Origin of the sequence: Natrinema sp. DC36, assembly GCF_020405225.1 — an archaeon.
Taxonomy (GTDB): domain Archaea; phylum Halobacteriota; class Halobacteria; order Halobacteriales; family Natrialbaceae; genus Natrinema.
Window position 1 is genome coordinate 57,903 of the sequence record NZ_CP084472.1, and the last position, 12,844, is coordinate 70,746.

The window sequence follows — 12,844 nt, forward strand, 5'->3', positions numbered from 1 at the left end:
GGGAAACGCGTTTTAGGGATGGGCCGGATGGGGTTGGTATGAGCGATCTGGGAGACTTCGGCGATTTCAACGTCGACGCCGATACCGAAGACGGCGTATCGGCCGACGCGGGCGGCTCGTCGCCGTCGTCCTCGGGTGAGGAAGAACCGGCAACCACAGGTTCGACGGCCAACGGAACGAGCGCCGAGTTCGAACCGACGACCGTCGAACCGAGCGGCGACGACGTCGGTATCGGCGCGATCTGCGTCTCCCAGGGACTGCGCGTCGACGAGGACGGCGAGGAGACGACGCTACGGGCCTACGTTACCCGCGGCAATCGATCGTCGATTCGTATCGGAAGCTACCTGCTCGCACCCTACCCCGACGGGGAAACGCTGTTCTGTCGCATAACTGGACTGGAGTATTCCCAACAGTACCACGCCGACGACGCGACGGAGATCCACGCCCGACGGGCGATGCGAACCGACGAAATCGACGAGTCCGATTACAAGTTCGTCGCGGGCCTCGAGCCCGTCGCCGTCCTCTACGACGATGATGGCGAACTCAAACGGCGGATGACCGACCGCGTGCCGAAACCGAAGACGGTGATCCGCCAGGCCGACGACACCGAGGAGATCAAAACGGGGCTGAAGATGCCCGACGACGGCGTCTTCCTCGGCCACCTCTCGGTCGGCGGCGAGAAGGTGCGGACAGCGGCCACCCCGCCGACCATCGATTACCGGCTGAAAGACGATTACGACGCGGGCGATCCGCTCGTCTTTCGGCACTCCCTGATCGCCGGCGGGACCGGCTCGGGGAAGACCCACGGCGCGAAGAACATTCTCCGTCAGTACCTCGACGACGAGCGGACCTATCCGATGGACGACGGCCGCGAGGTCACCCCCGCCGTCGTCCAGTTCGACCCGCAGGACGAGTACGCCCAGATGCACGACGACAACCCCGATCTGGACGACGAGTTCGCGCGCCGGCTCGAGCGCGAGGACATCGCCTACGGCGGTCACGACGACACGACCGCCTTCGTTCCGAAAGTGGGGTCGGCGTCGTACGCCGCGGGCCACCACCGCGCCCAGCAGGTCGAGTTCACGATTCCGTTCGCGATGGTCCACGACAATCCGTGGCTGGTCGCGGGCAGCGGACTGAACGACAACCAGTACGGCGCGCTGGTCAGCGTGCTCCTGCCGCGATTCCGGAAGCAGTACGGCAACGGTGGCACCTACGAGGAGTTCACGACGTTCCTCGACGACCCCGCGCTCAGGGAGGAACTCGACGAGTCCGGCCGGGTCCACGAAGCGACCTTCGACGCGGTCCGGCGGCGGGTGCTCGGCTTCGGCCACGTCTTCGATCAGGACGCCCGGCCGATCACCGACCTCGTCCACGAGTTCGTCCGCCCCGGCGGACTCACCGTGGTCCCGACCTACCACATCAACGACACTCGAGCGACGGAGGCCATCGTCCTCGCGGTCTCCTCGCTCATCATCGACCAGAAGCTCTCGAACGACCCGGACTACGACCGGATCAAGGAGACGCCGCTCGTCCTCGGGATGGACGAGGCCCACAACTTCCTGACCGACGCCGACTCGGTGCAGGCGGGAAAGGTTATTAACAAGTTCACCGAGGCCGCCAAACAGGGCCGGAAAGAGCGACTCGGCCTCTTTCTTATCACGCAGGACCCGCAGGATATCCACGATGCGGTCTTCAAACAGATCAACACCACCGTCGTGTTGAATCTCGGCGACAAGGAGGCCATCAAGAGCGTGAACATTCCCAGTAACCTCGAGTCCAAGGTCCCCTACATGGAGAAGGGCCAGATGGTCGTCTACTCGCCCGATAATTCGGAACCGGTCGAACTGATCGGGCTTCCGAAGTGTCTGACCCGGCACGGCCGGGACTGAGTTTGTCGGCGCTGTCGAGAGGTCCTTCGGACGAATACTCCCCAAACAGCCGCTCACAACGCCCTTTCGTTGATAACCCAGCTTCTGCCCGATCCGAGACGTGTTCTCGGAGTTGCGAATACGTCGTGCGTCTCTCGTGCACGCTTCCGTTTCACTGGTCGATCAATATATGAATGTCGTCAGAATGCTTTTCGCTTGGTGAATTGTATACGCGAATATGGGTCAGGAAACGAACCTCTCGTCGTCGTCCAGAACGCCCTCCGACAGAGATATCGCGCTATCGGGGGCGGTAGCGCTCGTCCTGTCGCTGCTCATCAACTGGCTCATCGTGTTCGGGGCGAACACCGGCGGTATCGCCCCGGATTTGATGGCACTGAATTACGGCCCCGTCTCGCTGTTTACTACCCTCGGCGTCGTCGGTGCGATCGTGACCTACGGTGTCCTCACTCGAGTCGCCGCCAACCCCGATCGACTGTTCGCAGCCGTCGCGGCGATCGTCCTCCTCATCTCGTTGGTTCCCGATTTCACCGTCATCCCCGGTGAGCCCGGCGGCAGCCTCGTCGCCGGTGCTATCCTCGGCGCGATGCACGTCGCGACGGCGGTCGTTTGCGTGGGAGCGCTAACCGATCTCCGGAACTGACGCTACTCTCACCGTTCACCCGCTCGAGTCACTCCCCGACTGCGGCTGATAGTACTGCTTGAGCCACGTCGCCAGTCCCTCGAGGCCGGGGAACAGCGTCCGGTGGTTGACGTTCAACTGATCGAGCTTGTCCCGGAACTCGAGTTTTCGATCACCCGGAATGATGATTTTCCGATAGCAGTCGGGGCGATCCTCGAGCCACTGACCGAGGACTATTCGCGGATCCGACTGGAAGGAGAAGACGGCCGACTGGTCGACGATGCGGTCGTCGATCGCGGGCGGCCGGAAGAACATGACGTACTCCTCGTCGGACTCGCCGGCGTCGGGTGCCCACAGCTCCTGCCACAGTTCGTGTATCCGAGAGACGTCGTCGAGATCGCGTGCCGGCGCGGGTCCGTCGCCATCGGCACGGTCCTCGCTCATCTCGTATTCGAGGATCGCGTTCGAGAGGAGGTGCGTGTCGAGCATGTTCGTCTCCGTCATCTCGAGGACGGACTGGTAGTAGTCGGGCAGGTCGGCGTGGAGTTTCCGGTAGTCGACGGCCCAGATCGCACCGTCGTGGTCAGTGTTGCCGGTGCGAGTGGCGAAGTACGCCGCGACGAGCGGCGAGAACGACCAGTCGAGCAGCCGAGTCGGCAATCCGTAGTGCTGGGCGATCGCCAGCAGGTGCCAGACCGACTGGGGTTCTTCCATCTCGCTCGCCGCGTACTGGGCGAAGTTGCGTAGCAACAACGGCTCGAGGGGCCACTTCCGGGAGTCGCCGACGAACCGGGTGATCGAGGTCTCGAGGCTGAACGACTGGTTCGGGACGCCGCGGAAGACGTAGGGGGAACGGTGCCGGCCGATGTCGGACATCCACATCTCCTGGGTGATCAGTTCCTGGAGCTCGGTCCACGTGTCGGCCCGCTGGACCGAGTCGGGACGGTCTGCCGTCATCGGTGCGCACGGCCGTGTCGGCCTCGGTCGAGCATCGGTTCCACAGTGTCCGGCCTACTCGCGGCGCGGAGAAAACGATTACTCGAGTTCGACGGTGACTGTCTTCCCCTCGAGAGTCCCGTCGATTCCGACTGATCGTCGCACCATCACACCGACTCGAGTAGCGTCCGCTCGAAAAACCCGCCGACTGCGCCCGCGATCTCGTCGTGCTCGCCGCCGAAGAAGTGATCGCCCGATAGCGCGGTGACCGCGTCGCCGCGTTCGCGTGCACGTTCGACGATCGGTTCCCAGTCGACGGTCGTATCTCGCTCGCCGGAGAGCACGTGAACGGGCACCTCGAGGACAGAAAGCGCCGCGAGTGCGTCGAGGTCCTCACCCAGTTCCACTGTCGGTGCGAGGACGGCGACGGCGTCGGGATCGGCGTCGGCAGACGCGAGCAGGGCGAGCGTTGCGCCGAAGCTGTAGCCGAAGACGCCGACCGGGAGCCTCTCGTCGCTGCCCCACTCGCGAGCCCACCGGACGGCGTTTCGAACGTCTTCTCGCTCGCCGCGACCCTCGTCCCACGGGCCGTAATCGAAGCGCAGACAGGCGATTTCGGCGTCGACCAGCACGCCGCTGACGGCGACGAGTCGCCGATCGCTTCGCGAACCCCCCTGTTGTGGATGTGGCGGACAGGCGACGACGATCGCCCGCGGGTCGTCGGCCGGCTCCTCGAGCGTCCCGCGAACGTCGCGACCGCCGGGGATCAGGACGTCGGTCATGGACGGTCGTTGTGAGCGACCGATAATCAAGCCTTCTCCGGGATACTCACTCCAGGGGGTACTCGAGGTGGCCGGAACGCGCTCCGCTCAGGAGAGATGCGTGCCGATGCGGTCGCGGAACGTTCGGCGCATGCGAACTCCGTCGTACTCGCCGAGCCCAACGTAGCTCACGAGCCCGGCCAGGACGGCCGATGTGTCGAGAGCCAGCAGTCCGGTCCAGTGACCGATACCGTCCACCTCGAGCGCGACGTGAGCCGCCAGCGCCTCGAGGTCCCTCGGAGACGTGACTGGACCGGGACGGCGTCGGTCTCTCACTGCAGGGTTCGTTCCGTTCGTCGCGGACTGTTACCGAAGTGATGTTTTTAAGGCCGGGGAACGATACGTTGCGAGTATGGGCATCCTCTCTCGGACTTCCTACGTCATCCGGTCGAAGCTCAACTCGGTGCTCAACCGGGCGGAGGATCCGACCGAAACGCTCGACTACTCCTACGAGCAGATGCGCGACCAGCTCCAGCAGGTCAAACGGGGCATCGCCGATCTGACCACGCAGAAAAAGCGCCTCGAGATGCAGAAACGCCGCCTCGAGGAAAACGTCGAGAAACACAACGGGCAGGCCCGAACGGCGGTCCAGCAGGACCGGGAAGATCTGGCGCGAAAGGCCCTCGAGAAGAAGAAGACGAAGATGAACCAGATCGAGGACCTGGAGCGGCAGATCTCGGACCTGCAGAACCAGCAAGACCGGTTGATCGAACAGAAAGACGAACTCCAGAGCCGCATCGAGGAGTTCCGGACCAAGAAAGAGACCATGAAGGCCCGTCACGAGGCCGCGAAGGCCAGTTCAACGGTTTCGGAGGCGATGACGGCCACCGGCGAGGAGTTCGAGGACGTCGGCCGCGCCATCGAGCGCGCCGAGGAGCAGACCGAGGACATGGAGGCCCGCGCTGCCGCGATGGACGAACTCCACGAGTCCGGCGCGTTCGAGGACGTCCTCTCCGACAAGGACAACATCGACCGCGAACTCGAGCAGCTCTCGACCGACAGCGGCGTCGAAGCCGAACTCGAGACGCTCAAATCCGAGGTCGGAGCGGGCGAATCCGAAGCCGCCGGCGAGACCGACGCGGCGGTCGACTCCGAGACCGAGTCCGACGCCGCTGCCGACTCCGATGCCGACGGCGAGGTCGACGAGGAGGAACTCACGGAGCTCGAGGGCGAGGATCAGGAAGAGGTCGAGGCCGAACTCGCGGAGTTACAGGACGAAGAGAACGCTTAACCGGGACCGGTTGACGATGTCGGGCCGTAGAAGGGGCGAGGCGTCGATACGCCGGTGAGCGGGGCGTCTATGCGTTCCTGGCGAGGAACTGCGATTCTGTCTCTCTGGGAGGGAGAGAAACGGTTACCATCGTTCATGATCAAGTGTGTCCTATGAGCAACGAGTCGCCGTTCGAATCCATCTCGCTGACCAATCAGGTGATCCTGCTCGCGGTCACCGAACTCGCCAGCGAGGACGAGACGCCGGTCCAGACGCACGAACTGCGACGGCACTGCCAGCGACACCTCCCCGAGGTCGACACGGAGGTCGTCGGGACGATCACCGAGGCAGACGTGATCCGATCGCTGTACCGACTCGAGGACGAGGGTCTCGTCGACGAAGTCAGCCCGGCGGAAACGTCGCCGACGGGGAAGGGGCGACCGGCGTACACGCTCGCCGTCAGCGCCGAGACGGTCTACGAGGAAGTCGCCGACGAACTACTGAACGGATCGCCCGACTGATCGCAGGTTGATACCGTCTCGCTGGGGCAGCCTGAACGCCCAGAATCAGGACGTTCAGGAGGGCGTACCCAGAACGGTGATATCGTAGCTTGCGACGTCCGACGGCGCCTCGAGGACGATCACCTGAAACTCCCAGGTCGAGCCGCCGTTGAGGTCGCCGGTGCTGGCGAGATAGCGGCCGAGCATGTTTCCGCCGTCGTCGTAGACGCGCGTTCGTACTTCGACGGTCTGGATCCGATCGGTTCCCGTGTTTTCGACGGTTCCCTGAATCGTCGAGCCGAGATAGCCGCTCTCGACGACGAACTCGTGGCTACGCAGCGAGATCGGGTTGAGCGGCGTCACCGCGTTGCTGGGCTGCTGTTGGGCGAGCGACGCTGCCGTGGACATCTCGCTCGTCGACCGATCGGAGACGTTGCTTTCGTTGATCCCGCTAACGGTGCCGTCCTCGTAGGTCGGTTGGCCGCCGAGACCGCCGTTACCGCCGAGACAGCCCGCGGCTGCGGCCGCGATACCCGACCCCAGTGTCGCGAGTACTCGCCGCCTGCTCGTCGGTTCTGCCCCGGTCATCGCCGCCGAGCGCTCGTCCGCGAGTTCGTTCCGTCACCGTGCATGTATCGGTTCGACACCGCGGACGCATTTCAGTGTAGGCCTTGAAGCGCTCGTTCTCGAGTCACCACGTCGACAGCGAGCCGGTCGGTCCCGCGGATGCCGCTCTCCGCCGCGTCGGGCCGACGGCGGCAGGTGTCCTGACCGTTGTCTGCAACGACGGCTCTTATTGTCGGGTCGGTGGAACGTATCGCTATGGGGTCCTCCGAGACCGACGAGGCGCTCGAGTCCTACGGGGCCGATATTGGGACGGAATCGGGGTCCGTGACGCGGTTCCGCGAGTGGTTTCTGGTCGAGGGCAATCGGTTGACCGTCGCGGCGACGGTTTTGATCGCCATCTTCGTTCTCCTCGTCGGGCTGTACGAACTCGGCGTCATCACCTTCGTCAACCCGAACTCCGTGACGCGCGTCGCCAGCGGGATGATCGCGGGCACGTTCTCGCTCGTGACGCTGGTCGTCTCGGTCAACCAGCTCATCCTCTCTCAGGAGTTCAGCGCGGCGGGCAAGGCCCGCAAGCGACTCGACGGGGTCATCGAGTTCCGGCAGGCCGTTGCGGACGACGCGGCCGTTCCCGCGACCCCGGCGTCGCCCACGCGGGTGCTCGAGTTGATCGTCGAATCGATCCACCACGACGCTGTCGGGCTCGCCGACGCCGTCGCGACGCACGACGACGAGGAGCTGCGCGAAACGGTCGTTCGGTACACGAACAGCGTTCAGGAACGGACGGATCGGATCGAGGACCGAATAGGGGACTCCAAATTCGACACGTTCTCGGCCGTTTCGGCGGCGATCACGTACGACGAATCCTGGCATCTGTACGTCGGAACGCACCTGCGCGGCGAGTACACGGACTCGCTGTCGCCGGCCGCGATGGAGCAACTCGACGATCTGATCGAGTCCCTGGAGCTGTTCCACGTGGCTCGAGAGCAGTTCAAAACGACCTACCTGCAACAGGAGCTCACCCGGTTCTCGCAGCTCACGGTGTACTGTGGCGTGCCGTCGATCCTGTCGGCGATCCTGATCGGCTTCCTCTACGCCGACGTGACCGGACCGAGCGTCAGCGCCGTCGTGCTCCCCTACGTCGTGAGCGCGTTGATTCTCATCACGCTCTCGCCGCTCGCCCTGCTCGTCTCCTACATCCTCCGGACGGCGACCATCACGCGCCGGACCGCGTCGGTCGGCCCGATGGTCCCCCAGAAGGATCCCGATGAGGGGCCGTTCAACGTGAGTCACGGTGACCAGCGATAGCCGCTTTTCGGCCCGTCGCCGCTCGTGCGACACGCTTTTGTCCACCGTTGTGGTCGATTCCGATCGCCGGATGGATACTTCGGATTCGAACGTCGACGAGGGCGGCGGATCGAGCGAACACGATCAGTTGAACGGTCCGCGCCTCTATCTTCTATTGCGTCTGAACCGCTGGCTGTTCACGGGGATCGTGCTCGCGATCGTCTACGGCGTCCTCGTCGGACTCAGCCAGATCGGTCTCACACCGCTGCGCGTGATCGTCGCGTCCAGCAACGGCACCTTCTGGATCTTCTCGGCGTTCATCGGCGCGATCATCACCGGCACGTCGATCGTCGTCACGATCAATCAGCTGGTGCTCTCCCAGGAACTCGGCGCGGTCGGCGACCAGCGCGAGCGCATGGAGGAGGCGATGAACTTCCGCCGAGATACCGAGGACAAGCTCAAGGGTGACGTGACGCCACCGGAGCCCGCGGGGTTCCTCTACGAACTCGTCGACGGAATCGAGGACGAGGCGGCCGACTTCGAGTCGGCGGTGGCAGGAGACACTGACCTCAGCGACGATCTTCAGGAACGGATCCGCGACTACGCCGACGACGTAATCGGCAACGCCCGGACGGTCAAGGGCAACCTCGAGGACGCCCAGTTCGGCACCTTCGAGGTGATCTGGAACGCGCTCGCGTTCAACTACTCCCGGAAGATCTACGATGCCCGCCGGATCCGTGCCGATCACGGCGAGGAGCTTTCGGACGAAGCCGACGAGGAGATCGACGAGATGATCACCGTGCTCAAGCTCTTCGGCCCGGCCCGCGAGCACTTCAAGACGCTGTACTTCCAGTGGGAGCTGATCAACCTCTCGCGAGCGCTGCTGTACGTGGCGGTGCCGGCGCTGACGGTGATGGGACTCATGTTGATGTACGTCGACGCCAACGCGCTCCCGGGGACGACGCTGGGGGTCGACAACCTCGTCTGGCTGACCAGCGCGGGCTTCGTCGTCGGTATCGCTCCCTTCGTGATCTTCATCGTCTACATCCTCCGGATCGCGACCGTCGCCAAGCGGACGCTCGCGATGGGGCCGTTCATCCTCCGGGAGTCCGCGCGCGACGATGATCTCGGGTGAGGCCGACGATCCTCGTCGAGCACGCTTGCACACGGTAGCCCAGCGGCTATTCCTCTCCAGCCCCAATCGACGGGTATGTCGACCTCGTCCGAACAGACGGAGCGACAGCGGTGTTCGGTCTGCGGGACCGAAAACGACCCCTTCTACTCGTACTGTCGGCAGTGTCTCGCGAACCTCGAGGCCAAAACCACGGGTTCGTCGATCGTCTGAAGGGGCTCCTCGCGATCTCTCGTCGCGAATTCCACGACCGATATAGCCCCGGCCGCTACCGGCGTGCGTGATCGTCGTCATCTGCGGGCCACCGGGTGCCGGAAAGACCACCATCGCGACCCGCGTTCGCCGCCGACTCGAGGAACGGGACCGCCCGGTTCGGCTGTTCCACTCCGACGACTTTTCGAGTCGCACCTACGAGCAACTGGCCGAGCGAGTCGCCGAGACTCCCGCGGACGGGATTACGATCGTCGACGGCACGTTCTACCGCCGGGAGTGGCAGACCGGGTTTCGGACACTCGGTGACGTTCGGTTCGTCCTCGTAACTGCGAGTCTCGAGACCTGCCTCGAGCGCAATCGGGAGCGAGCGGATGCGATCTCCGAACAGGGCGTTCACGTCGTTTTTCGGGAGTTCGAAGCGCCGGACGCCGACCTCGAGATAGATACCGACGAGTTTGGTCCGACCGAGGTGGTCGATCGGATCGTTACCGCGCTCGAGGCCTGGCTCGACTGACGGCGCATCGCGGTCAAGCGCGCTACCGCCTGCGTGAGGGAGTACGACGGCTCGCTACGGTTCTCGACCGCGGATCACAGCCCGAGATCGATGCCGAAGGGATCGGGCAGGGAGAATTCGTTGGGCGTCCGTTCGGGAACGAGTTCGTTCGGAAGCACGTCCCAGCCGAGTTCGTCCGCCCCGGGGACGGCGTCGGTATCGAACTCGGGATCGTCGGCGGGCGACAGATCGCGATCTTCCTGCGGGGGCGCGTCGTGTGCGTAGACGCTCTCGGGGTGGTCGACGGTCCAGACGTGGAGCATACAGGGCGTTCGACAGGGGAACTCGAGGTCGCCGTCCGCGAACTCGCGCTCGTAGGCCTGCCGGTAGTACCACCAACCGAATCGCCCCGGGAGGCCGGTGTGGGCGTGCCACGGCGAACACCGCTCTGTGGACTCGTCTGCACCGTACACTGCCGGTGGCTCGACCGGTTCCCCGCCGCTCGTCGCGATGAACATGACGCCCATCGATCGCCATGATTCGTTGTCGACGAGGACCGATTCGGGGCGTTCCGGGTTCAGAATCTCGTCATCACCGATGAAATCCGGACTGAGCCAGTGCGACCAGCTGTCGTCCCCCGTCTCGAGCGTGTCGAAGTACGGCTTGAACCCCGCGTCGATCAACGCACTGACGTCGGGAAACCGGGTCTCGAGACTCTCCGCGACGCCCGATCGGAGTTCGGTCGTCGCCGGATGGTCGTCAGCACACCCCTCCATACTCGTCCCCTCGCAGTGTGCCATTCCGGGCTCGAGGGTCGCGTCCGAGCAATCCCGATCGAACCGCGGTTCGACCGATGGCTCGCCGCCACCATTTCCACCGGCTCGCGCGCTGCCGACCGCCGAGAGCGCGACCGTCCCGGCCGACGCCCGTAATAGCGCCCGACGGGACACGAGTCGATCGTCGTCACTGTCGTCCATACCAGCACGTCCCACGCCGACGACCGCAATGAAACCCCGTTGGCGCTCGCGCTGACAGTCGTCGTCGGTGACTCCTCGATCGGTCTCGGACGCGGACGCTCGAACCCCCCACTCAGTCGAATTCGGACTCGAGGACGGCACCCGTCCCCGGCCGCTCGAGGCCGGCGAGGTCGATCCGGCCGTCGGGCATCGGGACGCCGTCGGCGGGGTCGTCGGCCAGCAACAGCGAGCCGTCGAGGTCGGCGTAGTCCAGCAGCGGCGCGAGGTGACAGGCCGCCGCGATCGAGGCGTCGGATTCGGTCATACAGCCGCACATGACCTCGAGGCCGTGAGCGCGGGCGGCGTGAATCATCCGCTTGGCTTCCCCTAGCCCGCCGCATTTCATCAGTTTCAGGTTCGCGATGTCACAGCGGTCGGCGATCCGCGGAATATCCGCGAGCGTCACGCAGGACTCGTCGGCGGCGATCGGCAGCGCCGAGTGCTCGGAGACGAACCGGAGCCCCTCGGGGTCTTCCGCGGGGACCGGCTGTTCGACGAACGCGAGGTCGAACTCGGCGAGCCGTTCGATCTTCGCGACCGCCTCGCGGGGCGTCCAGGCCTCGTTCGCGTCGACGAACAACCGAACGTCCGGCGCGACCGACCGAATCGTTCGGATGATCTCGAGATCGCGCTCGGTGCCGAGTTTGACCTTCAGCGTGCCGTACCCGCGTTCGAGCGCCGTCTCGGTCTTCTCGCGCATCGTCTCGAGGTCGTCGAGGCCGATGGTGTACGACGTCTCGAGCGTCTCCGCCGGATCGAGTCCCCAGTAGCGATACAGTGGGACCTCGAGTCGTTTCGCAACGAGGTCGTGAAGCGCGATGCTCACCGCGGTACGGGCCGACGGGTTCCGCCGAACGGTCTCGCGCAGCCGCCGTTCGATTCGCTCGAGTTGGTGAGGATCGCCGATGTCCTCGACGACCGCCAGCAAGTCGGGCAGGACGGCTTCGACCGTGGCGGCGGTCTCGCCGTAGTGAGCGGACGGTGCGGCAGCGCCGATACCAGTTGGGCCGTCGTCGGCCGCGTCTCCGATCCGGACGAAAACGACCGGTGTCTCGGTCGTCGTCCCGCGGGCGATTCCGAAGGGGTACTCGAGGGGCAGCGAGCGCCGTTCGAACGAGGTCTCGAGGGCCATCTCAGCAGAGCTCCTCGAGCAACTCGTCGGTCTCGAAGCGGATCACGTCGGTCGCGGGCGCGCCGAGCGCGTCGGCATACGCCGCAACTGCTTCGCGGGCGTCCTCGTCGTCCTCGAGAGCGGCGGTGTTTATCGCACCGGCGACGACCCGACTCCCCGCGACCGGTTCGGCGACGCTCTCGTAGAGATCGACGTAGGTGGGGACCGACGGCAGCGAGAACGACTCGTAGCCGTGGATCGACTCCCGGCCGGCCTCGTGACAGAGCACGAGCGTATCGGCCATCGACCCGTGGAGGATTCCGAGGGTGACCGGCGAGTACGCCGGGTGGACGATGCTTCCCTGGCCCTCGACGAAGAGGTAGTCGTGCTCGTCGCCCTTTTCGAGGATCATCTCCTCGACCGCGCCCGCGGTGAAGTCGCTGACGACGCGGTCGATCGGGGTGCCCCAGCCCTCGATCATGATTCCGGTCTGGCCCGTCGGGATCACGGCTGCGTCGTGGCCGGCCGCGCGGGCGTCGCGGGCTAGTTCCATCGTGGTCGTCATCTTGCCGACCGAGCAGTCGGTGCCGACGGTGAGGATCACCTCGGCGGCGACCTCGCTCGCGACGCCCTGGCTGACCGTGAGATCCGCCGGCGGCTTCCGAACGTCTCGAATCTCGCAGTCGTTTTCGGCCGCCAACCGGGCGAACTCCTCGTCGTCGGCGAGGAACGTGTGTAGTCCCGAGATCACGTCACAGCCGTCCTCGAGGGCCGTCCGAACGTCTTCGCGCCAGCTCTCGTCGAAGCCGCCGCCGATCGGGGCGATGCCGATCAGCAGGGCGTCGACGGCGGCCGGTTCGATGTCGGCCATCCCGGCGACGATCGGTGCGTCCTGCACGTCCGGGACGAAGTCGGAGACGCGTCGACCGCCGTTCTTCCGGTCGAGGACGGCGACGACGTCGTGGTCGGCGTACCGGAGGACGCCGAGGGCGGTCTTGGCCCGGTCGGGGAACCTCTCGTGGGCGAGGATCGCGATTCGCATACCCG

The 12,844-nt window shown here is 65.1% G+C and carries 15 protein-coding genes; 8 read left to right on the plus strand and 7 right to left on the minus strand.

What is annotated here, in order from left to right:
* Positions 1 to 38 precede the first annotated feature (38 nt).
* Positions 39 to 1,892 (plus strand): ATP-binding protein, encoded by a 1,854-nt coding sequence (locus LDH74_RS00290; protein WP_226040642.1) that lies wholly within the window; start codon positions 39 to 41, stop codon positions 1,890 to 1,892.
* 217 nt (positions 1,893 to 2,109) lie between these two features.
* Positions 2,110 to 2,532, plus strand: coding sequence for a DUF6069 family protein (locus tag LDH74_RS00295; RefSeq protein ID WP_226040643.1), 423 nt, complete (start codon positions 2,110 to 2,112; stop codon positions 2,530 to 2,532).
* Between the two features lie 15 nt (positions 2,533 to 2,547).
* Here LDH74_RS00295 and LDH74_RS00300 read toward each other — a convergent pair whose 3' ends face one another.
* The 3 genes from LDH74_RS00300 to LDH74_RS00310 form a co-directional block, all read right to left on the minus strand.
* Complete coding sequence (locus LDH74_RS00300; RefSeq protein ID WP_226040644.1) at positions 2,548 to 3,468, minus strand: FRG domain-containing protein; 921 nt, start codon at positions 3,466 to 3,468, stop codon at positions 2,548 to 2,550.
* 146 nt (positions 3,469 to 3,614) lie between these two features.
* Positions 3,615 to 4,229, minus strand: a complete 615-nt coding sequence (locus LDH74_RS00305; RefSeq protein ID WP_226040645.1) for an alpha/beta hydrolase — start codon at positions 4,227 to 4,229, stop codon at positions 3,615 to 3,617.
* 87 nt (positions 4,230 to 4,316) lie between these two features.
* Positions 4,317 to 4,544, minus strand: a complete 228-nt coding sequence (locus LDH74_RS00310) for a hypothetical protein (protein ID WP_226040646.1) — start codon at positions 4,542 to 4,544, stop codon at positions 4,317 to 4,319.
* 76 nt (positions 4,545 to 4,620) lie between these two features.
* On the opposite strand from LDH74_RS00310, the gene LDH74_RS00315 reads away from it, so the two are divergent.
* Complete coding sequence (locus LDH74_RS00315; protein WP_226040647.1) at positions 4,621 to 5,499, plus strand: PspA/IM30 family protein; 879 nt, start codon at positions 4,621 to 4,623, stop codon at positions 5,497 to 5,499.
* Between the two features lie 152 nt (positions 5,500 to 5,651).
* Positions 5,652 to 5,999, plus strand: coding sequence for a hypothetical protein (locus tag LDH74_RS00320; RefSeq protein ID WP_226040648.1), 348 nt, complete (start codon positions 5,652 to 5,654; stop codon positions 5,997 to 5,999).
* Between the two features lie 54 nt (positions 6,000 to 6,053).
* Here the strand turns inward: LDH74_RS00320 and LDH74_RS00325 are convergent, their stop codons facing one another.
* The gene (locus tag LDH74_RS00325) at positions 6,054 to 6,566 is read right to left on the minus strand and encodes an FxLYD domain-containing protein (protein WP_226040649.1); all 513 of its coding nucleotides are present in this window, start codon (positions 6,564 to 6,566) and stop codon (positions 6,054 to 6,056) included.
* A 234-nt stretch (positions 6,567 to 6,800) separates the two neighbouring features.
* On the opposite strand from LDH74_RS00325, the gene LDH74_RS00330 reads away from it, so the two are divergent.
* The 4 genes from LDH74_RS00330 to LDH74_RS00340 all read left to right on the plus strand — a co-directional run bounded on the left by LDH74_RS00330 (position 6,801) and on the right by LDH74_RS00340 (position 9,691).
* Positions 6,801 to 7,853 carry a hypothetical protein gene (locus tag LDH74_RS00330; protein ID WP_226040650.1) on the plus strand — a complete coding sequence of 351 codons (1,053 nt, stop codon included), beginning with the start codon at positions 6,801 to 6,803 and terminating at the stop codon, positions 7,851 to 7,853.
* A 70-nt stretch (positions 7,854 to 7,923) separates the two neighbouring features.
* Complete coding sequence (locus LDH74_RS00335) at positions 7,924 to 8,967, plus strand: hypothetical protein (RefSeq protein WP_226040651.1); 1,044 nt, start codon at positions 7,924 to 7,926, stop codon at positions 8,965 to 8,967.
* Between the two features lie 75 nt (positions 8,968 to 9,042).
* Positions 9,043 to 9,177, plus strand: coding sequence for a hypothetical protein (locus tag LDH74_RS26400; protein WP_255680874.1), 135 nt, complete (start codon positions 9,043 to 9,045; stop codon positions 9,175 to 9,177).
* Between the two features lie 67 nt (positions 9,178 to 9,244).
* On the plus strand, positions 9,245 to 9,691 hold the full coding sequence (locus tag LDH74_RS00340; RefSeq protein ID WP_226040652.1) for an ATP-binding protein: 447 nt from the start codon (positions 9,245 to 9,247) through the stop codon (positions 9,689 to 9,691).
* A 74-nt stretch (positions 9,692 to 9,765) separates the two neighbouring features.
* On the opposite strand, the gene LDH74_RS00345 is transcribed toward LDH74_RS00340, so the two are convergent.
* The 3 genes from LDH74_RS00345 to LDH74_RS00355 form a co-directional block, all read right to left on the minus strand.
* Positions 9,766 to 10,647 carry a hypothetical protein gene (locus LDH74_RS00345; RefSeq protein ID WP_226040653.1) on the minus strand — a complete coding sequence of 294 codons (882 nt, stop codon included), beginning with the start codon at positions 10,645 to 10,647 and terminating at the stop codon, positions 9,766 to 9,768.
* A 112-nt stretch (positions 10,648 to 10,759) separates the two neighbouring features.
* Entirely contained in the window at positions 10,760 to 11,818 is a 1,059-nt protein-coding gene (locus LDH74_RS00350; protein WP_226040654.1) for a dipeptide epimerase, read from the minus strand.
* Between the two features lies 1 nt (position 11,819).
* Positions 11,820 to 12,839 (minus strand): DUF1611 domain-containing protein, encoded by a 1,020-nt coding sequence (locus LDH74_RS00355; RefSeq protein WP_226040655.1) that lies wholly within the window; start codon positions 12,837 to 12,839, stop codon positions 11,820 to 11,822.
* Positions 12,840 to 12,844: the final 5 nt, after the last annotated feature.

What these genes read in the sequence shown, in the direction of transcription:
- LDH74_RS00290 (WP_226040642.1), top strand. Translation starts at nt 39, where the DNA reads ATGAGCGATCTGGGAGACTTCGGCGATTTCAACGTCGACGCCGATACC.
- LDH74_RS00335 (WP_226040651.1), top strand. Translation starts at nt 7,924, where the DNA reads ATGGATACTTCGGATTCGAACGTCGACGAGGGCGGCGGATCGAGCGAA.
- LDH74_RS00325 (WP_226040649.1), bottom strand. Translation starts at nt 6,566, where the DNA reads ATGACCGGGGCAGAACCGACGAGCAGGCGGCGAGTACTCGCGACACTG.
- LDH74_RS00300 (WP_226040644.1), bottom strand. Translation starts at nt 3,468, where the DNA reads ATGACGGCAGACCGTCCCGACTCGGTCCAGCGGGCCGACACGTGGACC.
- LDH74_RS00355 (WP_226040655.1), bottom strand. Translation starts at nt 12,839, where the DNA reads ATGCGAATCGCGATCCTCGCCCACGAGAGGTTCCCCGACCGGGCCAAG.
- LDH74_RS00345 (WP_226040653.1), bottom strand. Translation starts at nt 10,647, where the DNA reads ATGGACGACAGTGACGACGATCGACTCGTGTCCCGTCGGGCGCTATTA.
- LDH74_RS00350 (WP_226040654.1), bottom strand. Translation starts at nt 11,818, where the DNA reads ATGGCCCTCGAGACCTCGTTCGAACGGCGCTCGCTGCCCCTCGAGTAC.
- LDH74_RS00315 (WP_226040647.1), top strand. Translation starts at nt 4,621, where the DNA reads ATGGGCATCCTCTCTCGGACTTCCTACGTCATCCGGTCGAAGCTCAAC.
- LDH74_RS00295 (WP_226040643.1), top strand. Translation starts at nt 2,110, where the DNA reads ATGGGTCAGGAAACGAACCTCTCGTCGTCGTCCAGAACGCCCTCCGAC.
- LDH74_RS00320 (WP_226040648.1), top strand. Translation starts at nt 5,652, where the DNA reads ATGAGCAACGAGTCGCCGTTCGAATCCATCTCGCTGACCAATCAGGTG.
- LDH74_RS00330 (WP_226040650.1), top strand. Translation starts at nt 6,801, where the DNA reads ATGGGGTCCTCCGAGACCGACGAGGCGCTCGAGTCCTACGGGGCCGAT.
- LDH74_RS26400 (WP_255680874.1), top strand. Translation starts at nt 9,043, where the DNA reads ATGTCGACCTCGTCCGAACAGACGGAGCGACAGCGGTGTTCGGTCTGC.
- LDH74_RS00305 (WP_226040645.1), bottom strand. Translation starts at nt 4,229, where the DNA reads ATGACCGACGTCCTGATCCCCGGCGGTCGCGACGTTCGCGGGACGCTC.